This is a genomic window from Desulfococcus sp. (assembly GCF_041737845.1).
Taxonomy (GTDB): domain Bacteria; phylum Desulfobacterota; class Desulfobacteria; order Desulfobacterales; family Desulfococcaceae; genus Desulfococcus.
In genome coordinates, this window is record NZ_JBGSQX010000037.1 from 26,873 (window position 1) to 52,819 (window position 25,947).

The following is a 25,947-nucleotide window of genomic DNA, read 5'->3' on the forward strand; positions in this document are numbered from 1 at the left end:
CCCGACGGCGATCACTTCCCGCAGGAGGAACGATGGAACTGTTTTTCATGACGTTGACGACGGGGATCATGGTGGGCGGCATCTATGCCCTCGTATCGCTGGGGTGGGTCCTGATCTATAAATGTTCGGGGGTGCTGAACCTGGCCATGGGCGAGATGACCCTCATCGGCGCCTATGTCTCCCTCAGCTTCTATTCGGCGGGCGTGCCGTTCCTGCTGTCGCTCCTTTTTTCCATGGTCATCGGCCTGATCCTGGGGGTCCTGACGGAGCGCATCTTTTTGGACCGGCTCATCGGCGAGCCGGTGCTCTCGGTGATCATGGTCACGGTGGGGCTCAGCTTTTTCTTCAAAGGCACGGTGGAGTTCATCTGGGGAACCGATACCCGGGTGTTCACCCCGCCGGTCTTCTCCCTGGAGCCCATCCGGATCGGTCCCCTGATCGTCGGCCAGGTCTACCTGTGGAGCTTTTTGGCCGCGATTATCCTCCTCTGCATCTTTGTGGGATTTTTCAAATATACCCGCTGGGGGCTTGCCATGCAGGCCACGGCGGACGACGAGATGGCCGCCCTCTCCCTGGGCGTCAGCGCCCGCTTCGTCTACGCGGCTTCCTGGGCCATCGCATTCATGGCCTCGGGCGTGGGCGGGACCCTGTTGGGCAACATCAACGGTCTCAACATCTCCGTAGGCTACCTGGGCCTCCTGGTGCTGCCGGCCGTGGTGCTGGGCGGTCTCAACTCGGTACCGGGGGCCATCGCCGGCGGCATCATCATCGGGCTGCTGCAGAATTTCGCAGGCGCCTATCTCGACATTTATTTTCCAGGAGGCGTGAAGGAGGTCGCACCCTTCATCTTCATGGTGGTGTTCATGCTGTTCAAACCCTACGGGCTGTGGGGCTGGGAACGTATCGAACGGGTTTAGGATCCTTAGCAAGGAGGAGGCATGTCAACACAGTACCTGCCCTGCGGAGTCTATCACCAGAACTACGCTCAAGACCACGCCCTCTGGCAGACGCCGTTTGTCCGGGGCAAGATGATCGCCCTGTTCCTGGCGCTTTTCGTGGGTCTGCCCCTGGCGGCGGACAACTACTGGATCAGCGTGTTCAACCAGATCGGGTATACTCTTCTGGGCGCCCTCGGGGTGCAGCTCCTCATCGGCTTCTGCGGCCAGGTGACCCTGGGCCACGCCGCCTTTCTGGCCGTCGGCGCCTACACCAGCACCCTGCTGATTCTGGAGTTTCCCTGGCCGGCCTTCATGTTGGACTGGGGGCTGGCCTATCCCGTCAGTATTTTTGCCGCCGCCGTCGCCGCCGGGCTCTGGTGCGTCCTGTTCGGCATCCCTTCCGCCCGGGTCAAGGGATTCTACCTGATCCTCACCTCCATGGCGGCCCAGTTCATCACCGTCGATTTCATCATCACCCAGTACATCAGCCAGATCGGCGGCCGCGGGCAGGCCTTCTCCCTGCCGCCGGGGACCATGAAGATCGGGCCCTGGATCATCGACAGCGACCTGAAGGTCTATTACCTCATGCTGGTCCTGGTGATCCTCTGCGTGACCGGCGTGGTCAACCTGCTCCGGTCCCGGGTCGGGCGGGCCTGGGTCGCGATCCGGGACAATGATATCTCTGCCGATGTCATGGGCATCAATGTGACCCTCTACAAGCTCCTGGCCTTTTTTACGGCCGGGTGTATCGGCGGCATCGCCGGTTCCTTCTGGATCAGCAACCTGGCGGCCGTGAGCCCCGAACATTTCCCCTGGTTCTGGTCCCTCTGGCTGGTGGGGGTCATCCTCATCGGGGGGGTCGGGTCGATCCACGGGACCATCTTCGGGTCCCTGTTCATGGTGATCGTCATGGAGCTTCTCCAACTGGGCGTCATGCCCCTTGCGGATCTCTATCCAAAGCTGCTGATGGATTTCCTTTTCATCAAGGAAGCGGCGTTCGGCCTGGCCATCTGCGCCTTCCTGATATTCGAACCCAACGGACTGGCGTATCGGTGGTGGCAGATCAAGAACTATTTCAATCTGTGGCCATTTTCCTATTAAACCCCGGAGCGGGGGGAAATGGGTTGTGAAATCTACCACATCAACGATTAACGATGCGAAGAAGAAAGGGGTAAAGATGAGATTCGGACGGATTGGCTCGAAAAGCATGATTTGGCTGATGGCCGCCGTATTGGCGGTGGGCGCGGCAGCTTTCGCGGGCGCCGCGGAGGTGAAGGTCGGATCCCTCAACGATATGACCGGCGCGACGTCGGATGTCGGCAAGGACTATGCCATGGGCATCACGGAGGCGATCCACTACGTCAACGACAACGGCGGGGTCAACGGCAAACCCATCAAGCTCTACCAGTTTGATTACGGCTATCGGGTACCCGAAGCCCTCACCAAGTACAAGCTGTTCAACCGGCTCGGCTGCGTGGCCGTTCTGGGATGGGGCACCGGCGACACCGAGGCCCTGTCTCCGACCGTGACCAAGGACAAGATGCCCTACGTGTCGGCCTCCTACTCGGGTCACCTGACGGATCCCAACAAGACGCCCTACAATCTCTTTTTCGCAACCGATTATTCGAGCAACGCCCGGGCGGCCATCACCGCCTGGTTCAACAAGAAGTGGCCCCAGCATCCGGACTACGGCAAACGGAAGCCCCGATTTGCGTGTTCCTACATGTTCGCCTCTCCCTACTGCAGCGCGCCCATCAAGGCCGTCAAGGATCAGGCCGAGATTCTCGGGTTTGACATTGGGCCGGATCAGGACGTCTCCCTCTTTGCCATCGACACGAAAAGCCAGATCCTGAGCATGAAGGATTTCAACCCGGACCTGATCTGGCACGGCAACACCACCATGTCCGTGGCGGCCACCCTGAGGGATGCCTATTCCCTGGGGCTCGGCGCGGCCCACATCATCAACCCCTGGGGGTTTGACGAGAACCTGCCGAAACTGGCCGGGAAGGCGGCCGATGGGGCCATGGGCCCTGCCCTCTGCGCCTTTTTCGGAGAGGATGTCCCGCTGATGGACCAGGTGATGGCCTACGCCAAGAAGTACAACCCCGGCGTTCCCGCGGAGAAGCGGCTCATCCGGACGGTCCAGGGATGGGGGGCGGTCCTGATCCTCCGGGAGGCCATGAGCCGGGCGGACAAAGCCGGCGACCTGACCGGGGAGGGGATTTTGAAAAAGGGATTCGAGACGTTCGAAAATGTCGACATCGGGCTGGGCGTCCCGCCGATCTCCTTCACGGCAGCGGACCACCGGCCGGGCGGAAAGGTGTCCATTTACGAATACGTCGGCGGGAAGTTCCAGGTCGTCGAACAGGTCGACCTGAAACAGCGCTGGCCCGAGAAGTGGGAAAAGGAATGGATCGGATGGTAAGGCGGGCCTGAAAAGCGCCCCGGACCGCGGTTGAACGCGGGGTCTCCATGGGATATCCGGAAGGGAAGGTGAGCCTTGAGCGAGGCGGAACCCATTTTGAAAATCAACAATATCGAGGTCAAATACCACGAGGTTATTCTGGTCATCAAGGGGGTGTCCATCGAGGTCCCCCGCGGGGGAATCGTGGCCCTTCTGGGCGCCAACGGCGCGGGGAAGAGCACGACCCTGAAGGCGGTATCCGGGCTTCTGAACCATGAAAACGGAGCGGTGACCGACGGGTCCATCGAATTCCTGGGGGAGCGCATCGACAAACTCGGCGCCGAGAAGATCGCCAAAAAGGGCATCGTCCAGGTGATCGAGGGGCGCCGGGTTTTCGAACATCTCACGGTCGAGCAGAACCTCAAGGTCGGGGCCCACCTCAGAAAAGCAAGGGGCGCCGTCAAGGACGGCCTGGAGATGGTATATCACTATTTTCCCAGGCTATGGGAAAAACGCAATGAAACCGCCGGCCTCATCAGCGGCGGCGAACAGCAGATGACCGTTGTCGGCCGGGCCATGATGACCCATCCCAAACTCATCCTTCTGGACGAACCCTCCATGGGGCTGGCCCCGCTTCTGATCCACGAGATCTTCAACATCATCACCAAGCTCAACGCCGAAGCGGGGATCTCCATCCTTCTGGTCGAGCAGAACGCCAAGCTTGCCCTGAGTGTCGCGCCGTACGCCTATGTGATGGAAAACGGCCGGATCGTCATGGACGACACATCGGAGAAGCTGCAGCAAAATCCCGACATCAAGGATTTTTATCTGGGCCTGACGGATGTGGGCGGACGCAAGAGCTTTCGGGACGTCAAACATTACAAGCGTCGCAAACGCTGGCTTGCCTGACCGGACCGGTGCTCCGGCCTTGCCGGCGCCCCGTGAGACGGGAGGCCCTGCGCCGCTTCATATTAACTAAGGAGAGGGGAAAATGATCGACACGAGAAAAACATTGTTGGGAATGATGGTGTTGGCCGTTGTCATGCTGTTCTTCAGCTGTGCCGGAACGGCCACGAAATCCGAGCCTTCCGCCAATACCTTCAAGCCGCCGGTGATCACCCTGGACCATGTTGAGATTGCCCATTACTGGGGGTGGTGGTATTATGCAAAAGATGTCCCACCGACCAAGGGCACGGCCGGGGACTACGGGGCGCCTCTCGATATGGCCTTCATCTTCAATATGGAAAACCCGAACCCCTATTCGGTTCTGCTGGAAAGTCTGAGCTTTACGGTGGCCTTTGACGAATTCGACGTCAACGTCCCAAGCGCCATCGAAACCCAGTGGATCCCGGCCGGGAAGACCAATCAGCTTCGCGTCCATTCCATCATCGACGGGCGCCAGACCCTCCTGAGCCTGATGGTGACCGGCGGATTCAAGCTCAAGGAGAAGGGCGTCTCCGCCTTCGATCAGTTGGAGAAATGGTGGACGGGCGCGCCGGAATTCGCCTTTCCCGTCCATGTCAACGGCGGTACGGCGGTGTTTTCAGCCGACACCGTCAGCGAGGTGGTTCCCTTCAGTTTCGTCTACCCTGAGGCGACCCGGAAATAGGATTCAAGCCGTTTCAGGCGATCCGCCGCAGGGGTTAGCCAGCCGGCGGGTCGCCTGTCAGGGTTTTCCCGCCGAAAAGCTTCCAGCCCAGCATCCCCCAGGTCAGGTTGTACACGTTCCGGATGCCATGCTTTCCCAGGCGGTGGGCAGCCACCGGAGACCGGTGGCCGGTCATGCAGATGACGACCACCGGTCGCAGGGGATCCTCCAATTCCAGCGCCCCGGGCCGCAGCAGAAGATCGGGCCTGAGCCGTGCGCCCGCGATGTGGAAGAGACGGTATTCCGCGGGCGTTCGGACATCGATCAGCACCGGATCGAGCTTGGATTCGGCCAGATGTTTTCGGAGCTGCCAGGGAAACATGGGCTTGACGCCAGCCGCAACCCAACCCGCATCCCATCCCACGACAACCAGCAGAAATGCAATCACCCAGAACATCCTTTTTCTCCTTTCCAGCTCCCCTCCGTCAGCCTTGAGCCGTGAGCCTTCTTCCCGGCACCCGCCACTGCGTGTCGAAGCCCGCGTCCCGGAGCATGGCCATCCCCCGGTCCAGATTCAAGCCGACGTCTCCCACCCCGTGGGAATCATCGCCGGGGACCGCCGGGATCCCCATGGTTTTCGCCGTCTCAAGGATGGGTCGGGAGACGTAGGGCTCCGGCATTCCCTTGGTAAGGGCCCGCAGGTTGAAATCAAGGATCAGGTCATATTTTTGGATCAACGACAGGTTCCGGTGGATCTGCTTCCGGATTTCAGGTCGTTCCAGCCGACGCGGGTATTCCGGATCGAAGATTCGGATGAGGTCGAAATGGCCCACCACCTCGGGTTTCAGGACCTGAAGCATCTCGTATTGAAGGTCGAAGTAGTCGCGGTAGAGCGCGTCGATCCCCCCGGAAACCTCGGCGCTTTCGAGGTACTGCTCCACCGTGGCGTCGATGGGGATGTCGTTGACGTGGTGAACCGATCCCACAATGTAATCCGGCTGAAATTGATTGCGGAGCGCTTCGGCAAAGAGCACGGAGCCCGAGTAGGTTTCGGTTTCGAAGGCGACGAGCATCCGGATGGACGATGCATATTTCCGCTGCAGGTCCCTGGCCGCGTCCATGTAACGGGCAAAACGCCCGCGAAGCGCGCCGGCGTCAAGCCCGGCTTCGATCTCGTCGGGATAGAGAAAGCGGTTGTCCGGCGGCGGCATGTGCTCCGTAACGCCGAACCAGGAAAAGCCATGGTCTATGTAGGCGAGAACGACCTCTTCCAGCGTGTCCCGGGCATGACAGCAGAATTCCCCGCTGTGGCCCCCATGGACGGAGACCCGCTGAATGGCGCTGCTTGGGTTCATAGGAATCCATTCCTTCATTATCGTTGAAAGCTTATGGGTAAAACAGCAGCACGAGCATCAGAATGATCGCCCGTGCCAGGAGCGAGAGCCCCAGGGTCAAAAGGCAGATGAGCGGCCCGTGCCTGACGCCGAAGATCGCCGTGTAGCGCGGCAGGGTTCCCCTGAGGCGGATGGCGGGCACCATCAGAATGCCGCCGGCGAGGAGGGCGACGATGGCCTGGAAATCGGAGACCAGGCCTTCGTTCAGGAGATTGGCCATGTAGGTGATGCCCACGGTCGGGCTCAGAATGTAGGCGCTCACCGGGCCGATCACCGCGGGTGGCAGGTTGAGGATGTCCGTCAAGGGCCGCACCATACGGTTGACGTGGTCCATCATGCCGGACTGGACCATGAGCTGGACGAGAAAGGTGACGACGGCAAGGAGAAGCATCATCCGCAGGAAAAGCCTCTGCTTCGACCGGAAAGCATCCCCTATGAGCTGCCTGAAGGTCCGGTTCATGCAGTCCGGGGAATGGGGAGGGCATTCCGGCCATGTTTTGTCGCCTGAAAGACACGCCTCCGGGCCGGAGGACCAGCGGCCCCAGGTGATCACAAAGGCCAGTTTCAGGAAACCCGCGAGCCAGAAGGCCGCGATGTAAATGAGGCACAGTTTCAATCCCAGCAGGGGCAGAATGATCGGAAAATGAAAGGTCAACGCCTCCTTGAAATGGAGCGGCACGGTGTTCAAGACGGCGCTCAGCACCAGTTCCCGCCGGGAAATCCTTCCGTCCTGATGGAACTGGGCGCTCATGGTGTTTCCCGCCACCAGCGAACCGATGCTCGCCAGAAAGGTGACGGCGCTTTCGGTGGGGAGGCGCGCCAACCGCGCCAACGGCTTCCCCAGGGGTTCAAGCCGCCGCATGAGGCCAAGCTGCATCAGCAGTTCGACGCCGAAGAGGGAGACGAACATTACGGATCCCATTTTCAGGAGCAGCCGGGCAGTATAGGTGAGCGAATCCATCCAGATGTCCATAGATGACCTGTATCAAATAAACAATAATAAATCCGATCAGGGTCTTGTAAACGGGTGAAGCGTTTTGTGCGATTCCGGGGGCCGGGGATCCTCCCGTGCCTCCGGTCCGGAAAACCTGCGGAAAAATACACAGTTATTGGAGCCAATAGTTGATTGAATCGGATGGTTACGTTGTAGTACCTATCGGGCAACATGGATGTCCGCAGTTAACGGGGCCGTAACGACCATCATGCGAATGTTGCGGCATTTCGTGAAACCCCACAACACAAAAGGAGGCCGAAAAATGAAATAAGCCTGCTTGACATGCTTGAAGACCATGCCGTGAACGGGACTTCAAGATAAAAAAGAAAAAAACTCGAAAAAGGCAAACCATCCGAAAGGTTGGGACGCAAAGCCGCTGGCCTAAACCCCGGAAGCCCGGGACAAGGTAGCAGGGTTGCCGGTTTGAAAGCATGCCCACCTGCTTCATCTCCGTAGTGACCTTGCGACATCTGCACATTGAGGAGATGTTGCTATGAAAAGCAATTGTTTTAAATTAACACCGCTATTTTACCACCAAGATACTTTTCTAAAGACTTTTTCATTCATCTTCCTGATTTTATTGGTCTTTTGCAGCTCCGTGCATTCCGCTCAGGTGGAATTGGCATGGGATTCGCCCACAAGCCCCCTCCCCGCAGGATATAAGATACATTACGGCACGGCAAGCAAGCAATACACGGAGAGCATTGACGCGGGAAATTGCAATACCTGGAGCATGGCCGGTCTCCAAGAAAATAAAACCTATTATTTTGCTGCGACCGCGTATGATTCCCGCGGCGGGGAGAGCGGCTTTTCAAATGAGGTTTCTAAATTTATTCCAAGCGGCGGATCCAATACGGACGATAGGGTCCAGTTGGCATTCAGTTTCAACACGAACGCCGAAGCTTTCGCTTATACAGATGATCTGTTCCGGGGCACCAGCCGCCCGGTATACGCCTCTGGCAGCTATGCCGGTTCCGGGGGGTATGGCGGCGGCGGCTTGAAGGTGACGCTGGGCGGCGTGGACGCCAAGTGGATTGTCAACGGCATGTCCGGCGGATGGAAGAAGACCTTTGATGTGGTGCAAGAAGGGGCTGTAGCCATCAGCTTGAAGTATCGACTGACGATCGCGGGCGAATACGAGGCCGACGAATTCAGCCAGATGCTGGTTTCCGTGGACGGAAAGCTGATCGGTACGGACGGGCGGGATTATCTGCTGGAGTTGAGGGGCACGGATGTGGACACGCCGCTCCAGGACAGCGGCTGGCGGACGGCAACGATTCGACCGACGCTGTCCAAGGGTGTGCATACCCTGGCTGTCGGCGTCTGGAACAACAAGAAAACGGGCGCTCTGGAGACAACTCAGGCATATATTGATGACATCGTGATCTCCCAGACGATCATCGCACCGGATGCAGACGCGGACGAATTTTCCGTTGAGGATGGAGACTGCAATGATTCCAATAAGTCGATATACCCCGGCGCTGCCGAAATCTGTGGAGACAGTATTGATCAGGACTGCGACGGCCGGGATGGGCTCTGCGATGAAGACGTGGACAATGACGGCGACGGCTTTTCGGAAAACGAGGGGGATACCGATGATGCGAACCCAACCGTGTATCCCGGCGCACCGGAGATCTGCGATGACAATATTGACAATGACATGGACGGATGGACGGATTGTCTGGACACCGACTGCCATGCGATGTGCGGTGGGGGCGCTGTTCAGGCGTTTGGGTTCGATAGGCAGGCCGAGGGTTTTGTTTACAAGGACGATATGTTCCGGGGCACCAGCCGCCCGGCATACGCATCGGGCAATTATGTCGGTTCGGAGGGCTATAGCGGCGGGGGGTTAAAGGTGACGCTCGGAGGTATGGATGCCAAGTGGGTTACCAATGGCATGTCCGGCGGGTGGTCGAAAACCTTCGAAATGTTCGAAGGAGGCGCAGTGGCCATCAGTTTCAGATATCGTCTGACGATTGCGGGCGAATATGAAGCCGACGAATACGGCCAGGTGCTGGTTTCCATCGATGGGAAACTCATCGGCACGGACGGGCGGGACCATCTGCTGGAACTGAGGGGTACCGATGCGGATACGGCGTTGCAGGACAGCGGATGGCGTACGGCAACGATTCGGCCGACCCTTTCCAAGGGGTTGCATACCCTTGCGGTGGGCGTATGGAACAATAAGAAAACAGGCGCTCTGGAGACAACGCGGGCCTATTTTGATGACATCATGATCGAATTAAATGCTTTTCAAGTGACGGACGCCCCCCCGGCTGGTGAAGTGAAATATCGGATCAATACCGGTGGCCCCATGGTGACCGTCAATGGTATCACCTGGGTATCCGACCGGTTTTACAGCGGCGGCCAGAATACATCCTTAAAAGATCCGGCCATTCAAGGCACTACTCAGGATGTGCTGTATCGGAGTGAGAGATACGGGAATCAATTTGGTTACCGAATACCGGTCGAGCCGGGCATTTACATGCTGAGGCTTCATTTTGCCGAAGTGAATTTTGCGTCGAGCGGTAAAAGAATTTTTGATGTCTCCGTGGAAAACGGTCAGGCCGGGATTTCTGATTTTGATATCGTGTCCGAGGGAGGGACATATATTGCTGTCATGAAGATCCTGGACAATATTTCCGTTCGAGATGGTTTTCTGAATATTGATTTTAAGGCATTGGTGGATAGCGCCAAGGTATGTGCCATGGAGGTCGTGTTGACCTCCATCGATCTATAGCGCGGGTGCTGGCTTTGAAAACGGAGCGAATTGAACCTGATATAAACGCAGGCGGATCATCAGGAATATCGTCCGGCTGAAAACAGAAATGTATCATGGGGGGCTGAAAAAAGCCCCTCCTGATACGACTCTTTACTTGATAACAAGGCCGTATGCTCTTCCGGAATGAAGGCCGCTCCATTATTGACACGATGTGGCAACTTGGGGTATTGACCCTGATGCTTGGCCGAAAGGCCGTCCCCAGCGGGGAAAGGATGACATTTTTTTTCCTCCGATAACAAATTATGTAGTTTTTGAATAATCAATTGTGAATTAATACCTTTCTATAAAGATAGTTCTCTTCTAACCTCTTGTTCTCGTATTCTTTAATTGTGGGTTCTGGGTGGATGTTTATTTGGCACCTATTTTGCTTCTGCTTTGTCAAGCGTTCAGGCTCGTGATTCAGTGCAAGGGTGATCCATTGAAAAATCTCCGTATGATGATTATTTTTACTGCATATTTTAAAAAAACCTTTTTGCTGTGTGAAAGAGACCAGCAATATGTCTCAAAAACTTTTTTCCAGGTCGATGAATGCTCGTGATGGAGGAGGCTCATAGCATGAAGTCTTCAAGGGCAAGATGATTCGACAGCAAGACCTCATACCTCTGAAGATCTGTGCTTTTGGCTTGATGTTCTCGGAAGGGGAGCAAAATATCCACCACAGGAACGAGTTGGTCAGGTGCCCATCCATGCAGAGAGCAAAACAACATTCGTGTTGCTGGGGAAATATGATTGGGAAAATAGGCAAAACTTTGCTTTCCTTCGTCTTTATATCCGTATTGATCTCCGGATCAGAATCCATTGAAGACAACCCGGAATTAACCAAAGGTGGAAGAGGTTTTCAGAACGTAAGCGCAACAACCGCGTATCACGATGAATCGAATCTTGGCTCCGTGTCGCCGGCCTACGGAAATGATGGTTCCACCCTCGAGGCAGTTGGCATTGGAGATGGCGAGGATATTGATGGACAGGCATACGCGTTGTTTTCCCCCCATGTGGATATGGTTTCAAAGATGGCCCCTGGTTCAGCGATTGATGGTGATTGGGTATTGACATTTGAACAGGGGCGCGGCCGAAAGAATGAGAAGGATCCCGTTTTTTACGGTGATGACAGAAAGGCTGTCTTGGAGCCCGGTGCTATAAGCGTCCTGGGTTTTGGACTTATCGGGCTGTTTACGATTGTGAGACTTAGATTGAAAAAATGATTTGATGGGGAGGCGTAAAAAGGGTGCAGTCTTCAAAAACAACACCGAGCCGAAGCCATAAACGGCAGCGTAACGGCTGAAAAACAACATCTCTTTCCGTCAACAAAACTTCACCGTGGATTTTTGATAAACCCCCATGACAGATGGTTCTGCTGACATTTCGAGAACAAAGCCGGCGAATTCCGGGGAATGAGTCTTGCTTGTGCGTTTTTCAGTGACGATGGGTAACGCGCACCGCCGGTGTCGATTTTTTGGCGGAACCGTCAAATTTACTGGAGGCGACCAGAGCGCTTTACCTGACACGGAAAAAAGGTTATAAAATTAATTTTGAATAGAATTGCATAACAATTACGATTCGGTTCCGGTCAAAAATTATGCCTTTTACTCTCAAGGGATTGTTCATGAAGTGGAAACTGACGCCGCAGGGTATTCGAATGGTGAAAGAGGGTTTCAGAGAAAACATTCGAAACCGGGAAGCAGAGGGTCGGGAAAGTGCCGTGGCCCCGGATTGCAGTGCTCCCGAACATTGTGCGGTGGTCGAGGACAATCCAGACTTTCCGGTAAAACAGCCAAACAGACTTGACGTACCCGACAACGAGCCCACCGAAAAAAATGACAATCGATGGCCTTCTGGCGTATCGGCCGCCCAACCCAATAAACGAAAAAAGAGAAAGCGAAACGCAGGAAGCCCTCCGCAACCCATCGTTAAATCAAAAACAATTCGGGATGTTGAAAATCAACTGAAGAACGCCATTCTTATCGCAAAAGAGCGAGAGCTCAAAAAAGAATTTAATGACGCGACTGGTGTCCTGCAGGAAGACCATGGCAAAGGGCTCTCATTATCCCAAAAAAAAATGAGGGTCAAGCCTCGGTTGGTGCTTTTATTGGCTTCAGATTCTGTTGAAGCGGAATGCTTCAAACTCTTGCAGACTCTTTTGTTTTTTTCCTCCGACAGAAAGGTGCGGCGGCCGATTCTGATCACCAGCGCGCTTCCGGGTGAACTTTTGCTGGTCGATTGTGATTTGAAAAGCCCGGCTCTTGGTGAGTTGTTCGAAATTGATAGGATCTCCGGTCTCAGTGACTATTTCACCAGTGGCGTCCCTTTATCCGGTAAAATCCATAAAACCGGCATGGAGGGATTAAGTGTCCTGTCCGACTGGCGCGACCCGGAAAATTCGGTCTCCTCTCCATGTCTATCGGAAACGAAAGCATTACTGGCTGAATGGATTGAGTGTTTCGATGAGCGGACTGCTATTTTTTTCCCTGCGCCGTTTTCATTTCCTTCGGAAAAATCGGATCAGGCAGCGTTGACGGATGATGTCCTGTTTGTGATCGACTATGGGGTGATGCCCCGGGAAAGCAGCGATGAACTGGTGGAACGGATCGGGCATGACAAGGTTCTGCGACGCGTTGTAACCGGTAAAAAGAATGATATGCCTCCATGCGATAAAAAATACACATACGGTCCATCTGGAAGGCCGGTTTGAAAACGAGAAGAGCCGACAAGCCAATACAGATGGCGAGTCTTCCCGGTTATCGACATGCATCCGGAAAACTGCCGATCCTGAGGAGGATCGCAGCGGCCGGTGAGGCGTATTTTACGCTAATGCCTGCATGCGCGACGGGGTCATCCTGATTTGACATCTGGAAAAGGATGTCGACTGGATTAAAAAACAATATTTTTAGAATAAGAACAATAAGTTGCAATGTAGCCGGCCGTGCAATCGGCAAAGCGGAGCTATAGTTAAGTATGGCAAAACAGCCAGTCCGGGGAGGAACGCGACAAGATGTTTGAGGATCGGTCCAAGGAGTTTGATCGCGCTCTGTTGATGCTGGACATCACGTCCATCCTTATTGCCTTCTTTGCATCTTATGGTTTCAGGTTCGGGTTTTCAGGCTATGACAGGGGAAACTTCTATGAACACATATCCATCCTCCCAATGATATTTGCGCTGATACTTTTTCACCTTTCGTACTTTAACGCATACGTCTCTCCCCGACGGATGAGAATGGTCGACTATGTCTGGGCGGTTTCCAAAAGTGTTGCAGCCGCGATGACAGCCATTCTGGGTGTTATTTTTTTCCTGAAGCTCAACTTTGTAAGCCGGGTCGTCATTATCAACTTCACGGGTTTGATTCTCGCAATGCTTATTTTAGACAGGGTTTTCATCGTTTCATATTTTCGGAGGTCTTTGAACAGGGGGGAATATTTTCTGAAGGTGCTGATCATCGGTACCGGAAACCGTGCAATTCACCTGTCGCGCGTATTGCGCGAGAAGGTCGAATGGGGGGTCGATATTGTGGGATATATTGATCCCAAATTGGATCTCGTTGGATCGGAGGTTTTGGGGGTGCCTGTCCTGGGGACGGTGGAGGATATCAGCAGCATCTTGAAGCAATACGTCATTGACGAAGTACTGCTGGCCATTCCCCGAACGCTTATCGGCGATGTCGAATCCATCGCCCACGCCTGTGAAGAAGAGGGGATCAAACTGAGGATTATGGCGGATCTTTACGATCTTGAGGTTGCACGTGTCAGCCTCATGCAATTGGACGCCATTCCGCTGCTGACCCTTGAGCCCGTTGCGCTGGATGAAGGTAAACTTTTTCTGAAAAGGCTCATCGATGTCGCTGCCGTCACGCTTTCCATGCCGGTGCTCCTGCCTTTGATGGGGTGTGTCGCCCTCGCAATAAAGTTCGATTCGCCGGGTCCGGTTTTTTTTCTTCAAGATCGGGTGGGCCTGAAGAAGCGGCAATTCAAAATGATCAAGTTCCGCTCCATGTATGTGGGAAGCGAAGGAAAATTAAAGGAATTGGAGCACCTGAATGAAGCCCAGGGACCTATATTCAAAATGACCAACGATCCCCGTGTGACCCGTGTCGGCAGATTTATCCGTCGAACCAGCCTGGATGAGATTCCCCAACTGCTCAACGTCCTCGGAGGAAGCATGAGTCTTGTGGGGCCTCGGCCCATGTCCGTCCGGGATGTGAACCTTTTTGACCGGGGTATTCAGCGAAAAAGATTCAGCGTAAAACCGGGCATAACATGCCTGTGGCAAATCAGCGGGCGCAGCAATCTGCCGTTTTCGAAATGGCTGGAATTTGATTTGGAATATATTGAAAAATGGTCTTTGACCCTCGATTTCAAGATTTTACTCAAAACAGTTCCCGTGGTATTGCGTGGAAACGGTGCGGTTTGACAGTACATGCCAAAAAAGGCCATAGCGGCATGTGTCTATTCTAAATGCGGCTGTCATAAGGAACGTGTATGAAAGTAGTCATCTTAGCTGGAGGATTCGGTACCCGTCTGTCGGAAGAAACCGTCGTGAAACCAAAGCCCATGGTGACGATCGGAGAGAAACCCATACTTTGGCACATCATGAAGATCTACTCCTCTTATGGATTGAATGATTTCGTTATCTGCCTCGGGTACAAGGGGTCTTACATCAAGGAATACTTTGCCAATTATTTTCTCCATTCCTCCGATGTCGCCTTTGACCTGGCCAGGAACAGCATGCAGGTCCTTAAAACGGATGCCGAACCCTGGAGGGTTACACTGGTGGATACGGGCGAAAACACGATGACGGGCGGGCGTCTCAAGCGGGTTCGAGATCATATCGGCAATGAAGCCTTCTGTTTTACCTATGGCGACGGTCTCACCGACGCCAATATCGGCGAACTCATCGCATTTCACAAACGCCATGGTGCGTTGAGCACCTTGACGGCTGTCCAGCCCCCGGGGCGGTTTGGCGCCTTCAAGCTTTCCCATGGACACCACAAGATCGAATCGTTCCGTGAAAAACCGGAGGGGGACGGCGCATGGATCAACGGCGGTTTTTTCGTTTTAGAACCGGAAGTGATAAACTACATCGACGGGGATGCAACCACCTGGGAGCGTGAGCCCATGGAAACCCTGACGGATGAAGGCAACATGGCGGCCTATCGCCACAACGGGTTTTGGCATCCCATGGATACGCTTCGGGATAAAAATTATCTTGAAGAGCTATGGAAGAGCGGAAACGCGCCATGGAAGGTCTGGTGATCCATGTCTTGGAAGGGATTCGGCATTCTGCCGGTTTGATCGGTTTCGGCACGATATCGCGTCGTTTTTTTGAAGAATATTAAGATAATTCATACCTGGAAAAAATATCGGAGAAGAAGTCAATGCGCATCTTGATTACGGGAAATATGGGGTATGTCGGGTCATACTTGGTTCAGCATCTGCGTTCGGTGTTGCCGGATCTTTCAATCGTCGGTTATGATATGGGCTATTTTGCCCACTGCCTCACCAATGCCGCCTGTCTTCCGGAACATCGGGTTGACCTGCAGTATTTCGCGGACATCCGCACCATATCGGCCGATATCCTGACCAACAACAAGATCGATGCCGTGGTTCATTTGGCGGCGATTTCCAACGATCCCATGGGCAAGACCTACGAAGACGTGACCCTCGACGTTAATTACCGGTCGAGCGTCCGTCTGGCGAGATTGGCCAAAGAAACCGGCGTCCAAAGCTTCATCTTTGCATCGAGCTGCAGCATGTATGGGTCGGCGGACGACAGCGCCAAAACCGAGACATCGCCGTTGAACCCGCTCACCGCATACGCCCGGTCGAAGGTCAACACGGAAAAAGAACTTAAGGAGATCGCGGGAGACGGTTTGAAAGTTACATGCCTGAGGTTTGCGACGGCGTGCGGCATGAGCGATCGGCTGCGTCTCGACTTGGTGCTCAATGACTTCGTTGCAGGCGCGGTCGCCTCAAAAAAGATCACGATTCTGAGCGACGGAACCCCCTGGCGGCCGCTGATCAATGTCAAGGACATGGCGCTGGCGATTGAATGGGCGCTCTCCCGCCCGACCGATCTGGGCGCGTTTGTCGCGGTCAATACCGGCAGCGACCGCTGGAACTATCAGGTCCGGGAACTGGCCGAGGCCGCGGCGGAGGTCATCCCCGGCGTGGAGGTCTCCATCAACACGAACGCGGAGCCGGACAAGCGTTCTTATCGGGTGGATTTTTCACTTTTCAAGCAGATTGCCCCCCATCACCAGCCCCGCTATGATTTGACCGCCACCATCCGTGAACTCCAGGAGGGGCTGGAGGCGATGAGATTCAGTGATCCCAACTTCAGGAATTCCTATTTCATGCGCCTGAAGGTGCTGAACAGGTTCCGGGAGCTGAACCTGTTGACCCCTGAACTCAATTGGGCAAAGTGATTCGCACAAATGCTTGCTTTTTCGGATCCGTTAACACGAATGGAGGGCTGTTTTGATCTTTCAGGAAACCCCGTTGAAGGGCGCCTTTGTTCTTGAATTGAAAAAGATTGAGGATGACCGTGGCTTTTTCGCCCGTTCCTATTGCCAAAAGGAGTTTGAGGAGCATGGCCTCGTGCCGCGGATCGTGCAGGCCAATGTCTCCTATAACGCTAAGAAAGGAACCCTCCGCGGCATGCATTATCAGATCCACCCGTATGAAGAGACCAAACTCGTGAGATGCACCTGCGGGGCGATCTACGACGTGATCATTGATCTTCGGAAAGAGTCTCCCACCTACCGGCAATGGTTCGGTATCGAACTCACTTCGAAAAACCGCAAGATGCTCTTTGTCCCCGAATCGTTCGGACACGGCTTTCAGACGCTGAAGGAGGATACCGAGGTCACCTACATGGTCTCACAGTTCTACTCACCGGGATCTGAGCGGGGCATCCGCTGGAACGATCCGGCTTTCGGGATCCATTGGCCGACCGTGGTTGAGGTGATATCCCCAAAAGATGCCCATTGGGAAGACTACGGCGACTAAACCTTCAGGAGCGCTTACGTATGATCATCGTTGACAAAGCATTGGAGAAGCGGCAGGCGGAAAATCGTCCCGTTCGGGTGGGGATGATCGGCGCCGGCTTCATGGGGAGGGGAATCGCCCTTCAAATTCAGCGGTATGTGAAAGGGATGGAGTTGGTGGCCATCGCCAACAGGCATCTGGACGGCGCCATCAAGGCGTTTCAGGGTGCAAGTGTCGAGACTCCCGCGGTCGCGGAGACGCAGGGCGACCTGGAATCCATCATTTCAAAGGGTGGGCACGGGGTTACGGAAGATGCGCTGATGCTGTGCCGGGCCGGCAATATCGACGTCGTCATCGAGGTGACCGGGGCTGTGGAATTCGGGGCCCATGTGGCCATGACCGCCATTCAGAACGGGAAGCACGTGGTCTTGATGAACGCGGAATTGGACGGCACGATCGGCCCTGTGCTGAAGGTGCATGCCGACCGGGCGGGCGTTGTGGTGACCAATGCCGACGGTGATCAGCCCGGGGTCACCATGAATCTTTACCGATTTGTCAAATCCATCGGGGTCAAACCTGTTTTGTGCGGCAATATCAAAGGGCTTCATGATCCTTATCGGAACCCGACGACGCAGGAGGGGTTTGCCAAAAAATGGGGGCAGAAGCCCCATATGGTGACATCCTTTGCCGATGGTACGAAAGTCTCCTTTGAGCAGGCCATTATCGCCAACGCGACCGGCATGCGGGTGGCAAAGCGGGGCATGTTCGGGCCGACGGTGGCGGCGGGAACCCATATCCGGCAGGCCGTCGATGCCTATCCCGTTGAAGAGGTCCTCCACGGCCCGGGGATTGTCGATTACGTGGTGGGGGCCGAGCCCGGCCCCGGTATTTTTGTACTGGGCACACACGACAATCCGGTCCAGCAGCACTACCTGAATCTTTACAAGCTCGGGGAAGGTCCGCTGTATTGCTTCTATACCCCCTATCATCTCTGCCATTTCGAGGTACCCTTGACAGTCGCCAGGGCGGCGATTTTTCACGATGCGGCCATCAGTCCCATGGGCAGGCCCTGTGTCGATGTCGTCGCCGCGGCCAAGATCGATCTCAAGAAGGGACAGACGCTGGACGGACTGGGGCATTACATGACTTACGGGCTCTGCGAGAACAGCGATACGGTCATCCGCGAAAACCTCCTGCCCATCGGGTTGGCCGAGGGCTGCACCGTCAAACGCGATCTCTCAAGGGACCAGGTTCTTACCTGTGATGATGTGGAATTCCCGGCCGGCCGGCTTTGCGACCAGTTGCGGCGGGAGCAGGATGGTCTGTTTTTCAAACCGATCCTGGAAAACAGGCCATGAAAAGATCACCTGACATGGATAGGTGGTAGATGGCGCGAATCGGTCTGATCCCCGCGGCCGGTGCGGCTTCACGAATCAGCCCCTTGCCCTGCAGCAAAGAAATCTATCCGATGGGATTCCGATGCGAACCGGGGCAGGGGATCAAACCCAAAGCCGCCTGCCATGCGCTTCTGGAAAGTATGGCAATCGCCCATGCCGAGCGGGTGTATATGGTTTTACGATCCGGGAAATGGGACATTCCCGCTTACCTGGGCAACGGCGCGCTTTACGGGCTGAACCTCGCCTATCTGGTAACGGATCCCACCCCGGGGGTTGCGTTCACCGTCGATTGTGCCTTTCCATTCGTCCAAAACCATGTCGTCCTGTTCGGCTTTCCCGATATCGTTTTTACACCCAATGATGCCTTCGTCCGGCTTCTGGACCGTCAGCAGGCGTCGGGTGCGGGTGTTGTGCTGGGACTGTATCGGGCCCAGCGCAGCCATAAGATGGACATGGTGGAGATCGATTCCGCAGGGCGGGTCCGGGAAATCCTGATCAAGCCCCCTGCCACCACACTGGAGCACGCATGGATCATCGCGGTGTGGACCGGCGTGTTTACGCGGTTCATGCATGCATACCTTTCCGAGGCGTCCGCCCCCGATCGGAGCGAAAACAAGGAACTGCACATCGGGGCGGTCATCCGGGCATACATGGGCGAAGGATTTGTCGTCGAGACCGTTATTTTTGACAATGGTCAATATGTGGACATTGGAACGCCGGAGGATTTGATCGCGGCGGTCAAGGCGGGAGTTCAGGGATTGGACCCACAATAATCCCTGAAGACGGGGCCCCGAATGGCCTCTGCCGGCAAAACGCATCCTGAACAAAATTTGGAAACAGGTTATCTACTTGAAAAATCCTGAAAACAATACTGAAAATTCAAAAGCCAACCGGGATCACATTTCGGTCATTCAGGCCGATTCCAGTTGGTGGTCCCTGGACCTGGCGGAGTTGAGGCAATACAAAGATCTTTTTTTCTTTCTGGTGTGGCGCGATATCAAGGTGCTGTATGCCCAAACCATACTTGGCTTTTCCTGGGCGATCATTCAGCCGCTCCTTGAGATACTGATATTCACCATTATATTCGGAAGAGTCGCCAGGATCGGTACGGAGGGGATTCCCTATGTGCTCTTCTCCAGCGTTGCCATCATTCCCTGGAATTACATGTCCCAGGCCATGACCAAATCCAGCGAAAGCCTTATCCTGGGGCAGAACATGCTTGGCAAGATCTATTTTCCAAGATTGATCTATCCACTGACGCCGGTCCTGGCCAAGCTGCTCGATTTTGGCATATCGATGATCATTGTCGTTGCCATCATGATCTACTACCGGGTTTGGCCCACATGGAACCTTCTCCTCCTTCCTGTGTTTGTTTTGGTGATGATCCTGGTCGCCTCGGGGGTGGGGTTCTGGTTGTCGGCCATGGCCATCCGGTTTCGGGATGTGAAGCACGCCATGCCCTTTGCCATCCGGATGATGATGTACTCGGCGCCGATTGTCTACTCGGCGTCCTCCATACCGGAAAAGTACCGCATTTTTTATAGTCTCAATCCGATTGTGTGTGTCATCGAAGGCTTTCGAAGCTGCCTTCTCGGCCTGCCGTTTTCATGGAATTACATTCTCCCCGGTGCGGCGGCGGCATTGGTGTTATTTATCGGGGGGTTCATGTACTTTAACCGGATGGAGAGCATTTTTGTTGACGTGATCTGATACCCGTATGACAAGAATTGGTAAACGAATGGAAAATCAAGAAGCTGCTATCTCGGTCAATGACATCAGCAAGATTTACAGAATCGGATTAAAAGAGGAGATCAGCGATAATTTTGTAAAAGCATCCCTTAATTTCATCCGGAGTCCGATTTCGAATTTCAAGAAACACCGCTCGCTCTACCGATTCAAGGATGTCGACCTCGATGCAGAAGGCAGTGACAACGGGGGTGATGTGTTGTGGGCCCTCAGAAAAGTGTCGTTTGAGATCAAGCAGGGCGAGGTGGTCGGAATCATCGGGACCAATGGCGCTGGGAAATCCACCCTGTTGAAAATTTTATGCAAAATCACGAAACCCACCTCCGGAAGGGCCGAGATCATAGGCAGGGTTTCGAGCCTGTTGGAGGTCGGGACCGGTTTCCATCCGGAGCTGACCGGTCGGGAGAATATCTACCTGAACGGCACGATCCTCGGGATGAGGAAAAACGAAATCGACCAAAAATTTGATGATATCGTTGACTTTTCAGGCGTCAGCAAGTTTATCGACACCCCGGTGAAGCGCTATTCTTCCGGCATGAAGGTCCGGCTGGCCTTTTCCGTGGCGGCCTATCTGGAGCCCGAGATTCTCATTGTGGACGAAGTCCTTGCCGTAGGTGATGCCGACTTTCAGAAAAAATGCCTCAACAAAATGGACGATGTGGGCAAAAGCGGGAGGACGGTATTGTTTGTTTCCCATAACATGCAGGCCGTGGCCAGGCTGTGTTCCCGGTCCATTCTTATGGGGCGCGGGAAGGTCGTCGATGACGGCCCGTCCGAGAAGGTCATCAGCACCTATCTGAATTCAGAGATGGGAACGAGCGCCTCCAAGGAATGGTCCGACCCGGAAAGCGCGCCGGGAAACGACATCGCCAGGGTTCGCGCCGTCCGGATTGTGTCAGGGGAATCGAAGGTTTCCGAATACATCGACATCAACCAACCTTACAGGATTGAAATGGAATATGATGTATTCGAATCCGGATTCATTCTTCTTCCCAATTTCCATGTTTTCAACAGTAATGGTATAGCGGCGTTTTCCGTTGTGGATGTTGATCCAGACTGGCGCGGCAAAAAGCGTCCCGCGGGACGATATGTCAGCTCCGTGGAGGTGCCTGCCAATATCATGGCCGAGGGGGCATTTAACGTCAAGGCTGTTCTGGTAACCTTAAAGCCGTTGAGCGTTCTGTTCAGTTGCCCATCGGCCGTCGCCTTCACCGTTATCGACAAACAGGACGGCACTACCGCCCGAGGGGATTATGTCGGGAAACTTCATGGGGTCATGCGGCCAAAGCTGGAATGGCGAACCGAGTACATGAGATCTGATTCATGAGGCAAATGCGACACGAAAGATATGGCGTGACATCAATTTTTTATGGCGACGGTCCTCTCTGGTTTCACCAGTAGGACCATACGTCAGCGGAGGTGCGAAACGTGCCGAAATTATCATCAACTGCAGGATACCTATGGGGTCGGGGCATAGCCATATTCCTGGCGGGGCTGCTAATGCTGGTTGCATGGGCGCTGGATGTTGCGGAGGCCGCAACCTTCCAAACCATCGGCGGTGAAGTCGTTATCGACGCCGAGCAATATACCCGCCTCGGCGGGTCGGTGGGGGGAACCTGGTTTGTCAACACCCAGAAAACAGGGTTTATTGGTTCCGGCTACATTGAGTCGGCCAAGGATGATCCCGGTACCTTGACTTTTTCCGGCAAAACCATCCGGGCGGAATACGACATCGATTTCAAAACGGCAGGGACCTATTACGTTCATTTGAGAAGCTATGCTGAGGATCACACCCAAAACGGCTTCTTTGCTTCCGTGAACGGCGTTCAGGTGAGTTATGGCGACCCAGCCGCAACATACGTATATGCCCATTGGAAGAACAAGTGGTGGTGGTATACAGACGGTGGAGGTGCGGGCGTCCGTGGGTACATGGTCAGCTTTAACGTGTCGAGTCCCGGAAAAAAGACCTTTGCGGTGGTGCGGCGGGATAAAGGTTCCCGCATCGATCAGATCTGGCTGACCCAGAACCGGTCGACGCCGGTCGACGCGGCGGTGATCAATCGGCCTGCTCCGTCCAACTTCATTGTCAACGAAAACATTGACGGCGACAACGATGGATTTACCATTGCCCAGGGAGACTGCAACGACGGGAATGCAGGGATCAATCCCGGAGCCGTGGAGATCTGCGGAGACAGCATCGATCAGGATTGCAGCGGCGCGGACCTGTTGTGCGGTGGCGCCAGCCAAGAGTTTAGTTTCGATGCGGGTAGCGAGGGATTTTCCTACCGGGACGATCTGTTCCGGGGTACCAGTCGCCCGGCCTATGCTTCGGGGATCTATGCAGGCACTGTCGGATACGCAGGCGGCGGGCTGCAGGTGACGGTGGGAAACGTTGATAATACCTGGCTGACGACCGGCATGTCGGGCGGGTGGTCGATCCCCTTCACGGTAAACGAGGCAGGGCCGGTCACCATTGATTTGAGATATCGACTGACGATCGCGGGCGAATATGAGGCCGATGAATACAGTCAGGTGCTGGCCTCGGTCGACGGGACTCTGATTGGTGCGGGCGGCAAAGACTACCTGTTGGAGTTGAGAGAGACGGATATCGACGGACCGGCTCAGGACAGCGGATGGCGCACTGCGACAATTACTGTGACCCTTTCCAAGGGGACCCATACTCTGGCGGTGGGGGCCTGGAACAACAAGAAGACGGGCGCCCTCGAGGTGACCCATGTCTATTTTGACGATATTGTCATCTCCCAGTCGACGTCGTCCCCGGATGCGGATGGCGACGGCTATACGGTGGCGGAGGGGGACTGCAACGACGCGAACGCATCGATAAACCCGGGTGCTACCGAGATCTGCGGTGACGGGATCGACCAGGACTGCAGCGGCGCGGATCTCCCGTGCGGAGGAGACAGCCAGGTGTTCAATTTTGATGCGAGCAGCCAGGGGTTTTCCTATCGGGATGATCTCTTCCGGGGTACCCGGCGTCCGGATTACGCCTCCGGAACCTATGACGGAGCGGGCGGTTATACCGGCGGCGGACTGCGGGTAACGGTGGGCGGCCTTGACTTCACCAGTATTTCAGACGGCATGTCCGGCGGCTGGTCGACCTCCTTCACGGTGAATGCGGCGGGTCCGGTCAGCATCAGCCTCAGATACCGCCTGATCATCGCGGGGGAATACGAGTCCGACGAATACAGCCAGGCGCTGGCGTCGGTGGACGGCACCTTGATCGGAACGGGAGGAAACGATTACCTGATCGAGTTGCGGGAGACGGATGTCAACGGCCCGGTTCAGGACAGCGGGTGGCGGATCGCGACGCTTCAGGTGACGCTGTCCGAGGGAACCCATACCCTGGCGGTGGGGGCCTGGAACAACAAGAAGACGGGCGCCCTCGAGGTGACGAATGCCTATTTTGATGATATCGTCATTTCCCAGTCATCCTCATCCCCGGATGCGGACGGCGACGGCTACACAGTGGGCCAAGGCGACTGCAACGATGCAAACGCGTCGGTGAACCCCGGGGCTGTAGAGACCTGCGACGACAATATCGACAATGACTGCGATGGATTGATTGACTGTCTGGATGATTCCTGTGATGCCTTCTGCGGAGGCATTCGGGAGGAGTTCGGATTCAATGCCAACAGCGAGGGCTTCGTCTATAACGATGACCTGTTCCGGGGGACCAGCCGTCCTGCCTACGCCTCGGGAAGTTATGTCGGCACTGGTGGGTATACCGGCGGCGGGTTGAGGGTCACCTTGGGTGACATTGATGGCGTTTCGGTAACCAACGGCATGTCCGGGGGATGGTCGATTTCCTTTGAGGTATTGGCCGGAGGGCCGGTGAACATCAGCTTGAGGTACCGCCTCACCATCGCCGGGGAATACGAAGCCGATGAATACAGCCAGGTTTTGGCTTCGGTGGACGGCGCCCTCATCGGCGCGGGGGGTGGCGATTTCATCTACGAACTGCGGGGAACAGACGTGGACACGCCGATTCAGGACAGCGGGTGGCGCACCGCGACCCTCCAGTTGACCTTGGGCCAGGGCCTGCATACGCTCACTGTTGGAGCGTGGAACAACAAAAAGACCGGTGCGCTCGAGGTGACCCAGGCCTATTTTGACGATATCGTAATCTCTCATAGCGACTCCTCAACCCTCCTGCTGTTCGAGAATTTCTCCAGCCCGGATCTGTCACGATGGAGCGTAGTGGATGAATCGATCGCCAGACCGTCGGATTGGCGAATCGTCAACGGGAGGTACAGCCAGCTTTCGGCAAGGGTTGACGAATGGGAAAAGAACTATCATCTCGGCAGTTATGCGTATTACAGTCAAGGATTTGGATTTGATGACTATAGTGTTCGGCTGAAAATGACCTCCCTGGCCAGCGCCTTTGGACCGAGGGATTCCATGGGGATCCTGTTTCGGTATCAGAACGGAAACAACTATTACCGGTACCTGATCAGCCGGATGCAGGGGATCCGGCGGCTCGAGAAGAAAACCAACGGTGTGTTCACGACCCTGGCCTTTGACGGCCGCGGGTTCAGCATAGGGCAGGAGATGACCGTAACCGTGGTGATCGACGGACCCGAGATGATCGTCTACGAGAACGGTGAAATCCTGTTCAGCGCAAGGGATACCGATCATGCGGCGGGAAGCATTGCCCTGTTCACCCAGGGCCCCACGGCCTTCGACGATATCGAGGTCTCATTGCCCGCTTCTTCCCCGCGACTGGCGATATCCCAGCCCGGAGCCTTCACCATCGCTTCGACGGATGACACCGCCGGGCCTTATGAAATGGACGGTGCCGCGACGGTGATGAACCTGCTTTCCGGGTACGGCGTCAAATTCATCAAGGATGCCGGCATGACAAGCATGGAAGACTGCCTGGATTATTCTCCACCTTATGATACGGCTGGCTGCGCTTTTGGCGGAGTCCTCTCCGGCGACCACTCGCTTTCAGCGATGATCGTGGACGGAACCGGCCAGGCGATTTCCGATTCCGCAGGCCTGGACGGAGACGCAAATGGAAAGATCGGATTCGGCGGCAAGTATATCGCTCTGTTCGGAGACAGCATCTCCAATGGTGTTGGGGACGATAACACCGCTGATAACAATTCATCGGACGGTAGAAACCTGAATCGGGGTCTTTCCCCGATGCTCAACAACCAGCTATCGGGAACATTCGGTGTGCCGGTCACGGTCTATAACGAGGGCCTTGGTGGAACGACCTCGGTACAAGGATTGTCAAGAATCGGATCAACGATCGACGTTCATTCAAAAGCACAACTTTGGCTGGTACTGTTCGGCACCAACGATTCCGCTGGGACGTTGCCCCTCATGAGCGGGGTGGGGTGCACTGCAACCGATTTTGCCTCGGGGAATATCGAATGCATCGATACCTATAAACATTACATGTCCAGAATCGTGGATTCGATTCAGGCTGGGGGCCATACCCCGTTCCTTGCCAAGGTGCCGTTCGTCAAGGACGTCTCCATAGCTCGGGATCAATTGATTCAGGAATACAACGCGTGCATCGACGAATTGACGGCGGAGAGAGGGCTTCCCGACCCATCTCCCGACTTTTACACCTTTTTCAAACAGAATCCGGGTCTGTATTTTGATGAAATTCATCCCAACGGCAGCGGCTACCGGGAGATGGCGGCCATATGGCATGACGCCATTGTTGGAACCGGTATTCTCGAACGCCCATAATC

General features: G+C 55.2%; 20 protein-coding genes and 1 riboswitch. Of the genes, 17 read left to right on the forward strand and 3 right to left on the reverse strand.

The genetic code is table 11. The features are described from left to right. Positions 1-32: 32 nt before the first annotated feature. From ACEW8N_RS04560 to ACEW8N_RS04580, 5 genes are all read left to right on the forward strand, one after another. Positions 33-917 (forward strand): branched-chain amino acid ABC transporter permease, encoded by an 885-nt coding sequence (locus ACEW8N_RS04560; protein ID WP_373498621.1) that lies wholly within the window; start codon positions 33-35, stop codon positions 915-917. Between the two features lie 21 nt (positions 918-938). After that, the gene (locus tag ACEW8N_RS04565; RefSeq protein WP_373498622.1) at positions 939-2,039 is read left to right on the forward strand and encodes a branched-chain amino acid ABC transporter permease; all 1,101 of its coding nucleotides are present in this window, start codon (positions 939-941) and stop codon (positions 2,037-2,039) included. Positions 2,040-2,145: 106 nt separating this feature from the next. Further along, positions 2,146-3,363, forward strand: a complete 1,218-nt coding sequence (locus tag ACEW8N_RS04570) for an ABC transporter substrate-binding protein (RefSeq protein WP_373498623.1) — start codon at positions 2,146-2,148, stop codon at positions 3,361-3,363. 75 nt (positions 3,364-3,438) lie between these two features. Beyond that, positions 3,439-4,251, forward strand: coding sequence for an ABC transporter ATP-binding protein (locus ACEW8N_RS04575; protein WP_373498624.1), 813 nt, complete (start codon positions 3,439-3,441; stop codon positions 4,249-4,251). A gap of 82 nt (positions 4,252-4,333) precedes the next feature. Continuing rightward, complete coding sequence (locus ACEW8N_RS04580; RefSeq protein ID WP_373498625.1) at positions 4,334-4,951, forward strand: hypothetical protein; 618 nt, start codon at positions 4,334-4,336, stop codon at positions 4,949-4,951. 34 nt (positions 4,952-4,985) lie between these two features. Here the strand turns inward: ACEW8N_RS04580 and ACEW8N_RS04585 are convergent, their stop codons facing one another. Genes ACEW8N_RS04585 through ACEW8N_RS04595 form a run of 3 tightly spaced genes read right to left on the reverse strand, consistent with a single transcriptional unit; the run spans position 4,986 to position 7,285 of the window. Next, complete coding sequence (locus ACEW8N_RS04585; RefSeq protein WP_373498626.1) at positions 4,986-5,387, reverse strand: rhodanese-like domain-containing protein; 402 nt, start codon at positions 5,385-5,387, stop codon at positions 4,986-4,988. Positions 5,388-5,415: 28 nt separating this feature from the next. Then, complete coding sequence (locus tag ACEW8N_RS04590) at positions 5,416-6,285, reverse strand: histidinol-phosphatase (protein WP_373498627.1); 870 nt, start codon at positions 6,283-6,285, stop codon at positions 5,416-5,418. 31 nt (positions 6,286-6,316) lie between these two features. Further along, positions 6,317-7,285: a hypothetical protein gene (locus tag ACEW8N_RS04595; RefSeq protein ID WP_373498628.1), complete on the reverse strand. Its 969-nt coding sequence runs from the start codon at positions 7,283-7,285 to the stop codon at positions 6,317-6,319. A 365-nt stretch (positions 7,286-7,650) separates the two neighbouring features. Next, positions 7,651-7,741, forward strand: a riboswitch (cyclic di-GMP riboswitch). A 70-nt stretch (positions 7,742-7,811) separates the two neighbouring features. On the opposite strand from ACEW8N_RS04595, the gene ACEW8N_RS04600 reads away from it, so the two are divergent. The 12 genes from ACEW8N_RS04600 (at position 7,812) to ACEW8N_RS04655 (ending at position 25,945) form a co-directional block, all read left to right on the forward strand. Then, the gene (locus tag ACEW8N_RS04600; protein ID WP_373498629.1) at positions 7,812-10,058 is read left to right on the forward strand and encodes a malectin domain-containing carbohydrate-binding protein; all 2,247 of its coding nucleotides are present in this window, start codon (positions 7,812-7,814) and stop codon (positions 10,056-10,058) included. A 728-nt stretch (positions 10,059-10,786) separates the two neighbouring features. Next, on the forward strand, positions 10,787-11,302 hold the full coding sequence (locus ACEW8N_RS04605) for a hypothetical protein (protein ID WP_373498630.1): 516 nt from the start codon (positions 10,787-10,789) through the stop codon (positions 11,300-11,302). A 401-nt stretch (positions 11,303-11,703) separates the two neighbouring features. Continuing rightward, complete coding sequence (locus tag ACEW8N_RS04610) at positions 11,704-12,789, forward strand: hypothetical protein (protein WP_373498631.1); 1,086 nt, start codon at positions 11,704-11,706, stop codon at positions 12,787-12,789. Between the two features lie 300 nt (positions 12,790-13,089). After that, positions 13,090-14,502, forward strand: coding sequence for a sugar transferase (locus ACEW8N_RS04615; RefSeq protein ID WP_373498632.1), 1,413 nt, complete (start codon positions 13,090-13,092; stop codon positions 14,500-14,502). Positions 14,503-14,570: 68 nt separating this feature from the next. Then, positions 14,571-15,344: a glucose-1-phosphate cytidylyltransferase gene (rfbF, locus tag ACEW8N_RS04620; RefSeq protein ID WP_373498633.1), complete on the forward strand. Its 774-nt coding sequence runs from the start codon at positions 14,571-14,573 to the stop codon at positions 15,342-15,344. 122 nt (positions 15,345-15,466) lie between these two features. Then, entirely contained in the window at positions 15,467-16,516 is a 1,050-nt protein-coding gene (locus ACEW8N_RS04625; RefSeq protein WP_373498634.1) for an NAD-dependent epimerase/dehydratase family protein, read from the forward strand. A 52-nt stretch (positions 16,517-16,568) separates the two neighbouring features. Further along, on the forward strand, positions 16,569-17,099 hold the full coding sequence (gene rfbC, locus ACEW8N_RS04630; protein WP_373498635.1) for a dTDP-4-dehydrorhamnose 3,5-epimerase: 531 nt from the start codon (positions 16,569-16,571) through the stop codon (positions 17,097-17,099). 20 nt (positions 17,100-17,119) lie between these two features. Further along, positions 17,120-18,436 (forward strand): NAD(P)H-dependent oxidoreductase, encoded by a 1,317-nt coding sequence (locus ACEW8N_RS04635; RefSeq protein ID WP_373498636.1) that lies wholly within the window; start codon positions 17,120-17,122, stop codon positions 18,434-18,436. A gap of 29 nt (positions 18,437-18,465) precedes the next feature. Continuing rightward, positions 18,466-19,248, forward strand: a complete 783-nt coding sequence (locus ACEW8N_RS04640; RefSeq protein WP_373498637.1) for an NDP-sugar synthase — start codon at positions 18,466-18,468, stop codon at positions 19,246-19,248. Positions 19,249-19,324: 76 nt separating this feature from the next. Further along, positions 19,325-20,185: an ABC transporter permease gene (locus ACEW8N_RS04645; protein ID WP_373498638.1), complete on the forward strand. Its 861-nt coding sequence runs from the start codon at positions 19,325-19,327 to the stop codon at positions 20,183-20,185. Between the two features lie 28 nt (positions 20,186-20,213). After that, positions 20,214-21,548 (forward strand): ABC transporter ATP-binding protein, encoded by a 1,335-nt coding sequence (locus ACEW8N_RS04650; RefSeq protein WP_373498639.1) that lies wholly within the window; start codon positions 20,214-20,216, stop codon positions 21,546-21,548. A 173-nt stretch (positions 21,549-21,721) separates the two neighbouring features. Next, positions 21,722-25,945 (forward strand): MopE-related protein, encoded by a 4,224-nt coding sequence (locus ACEW8N_RS04655; RefSeq protein ID WP_373498640.1) that lies wholly within the window; start codon positions 21,722-21,724, stop codon positions 25,943-25,945. Positions 25,946-25,947 lie beyond the last annotated feature (2 nt).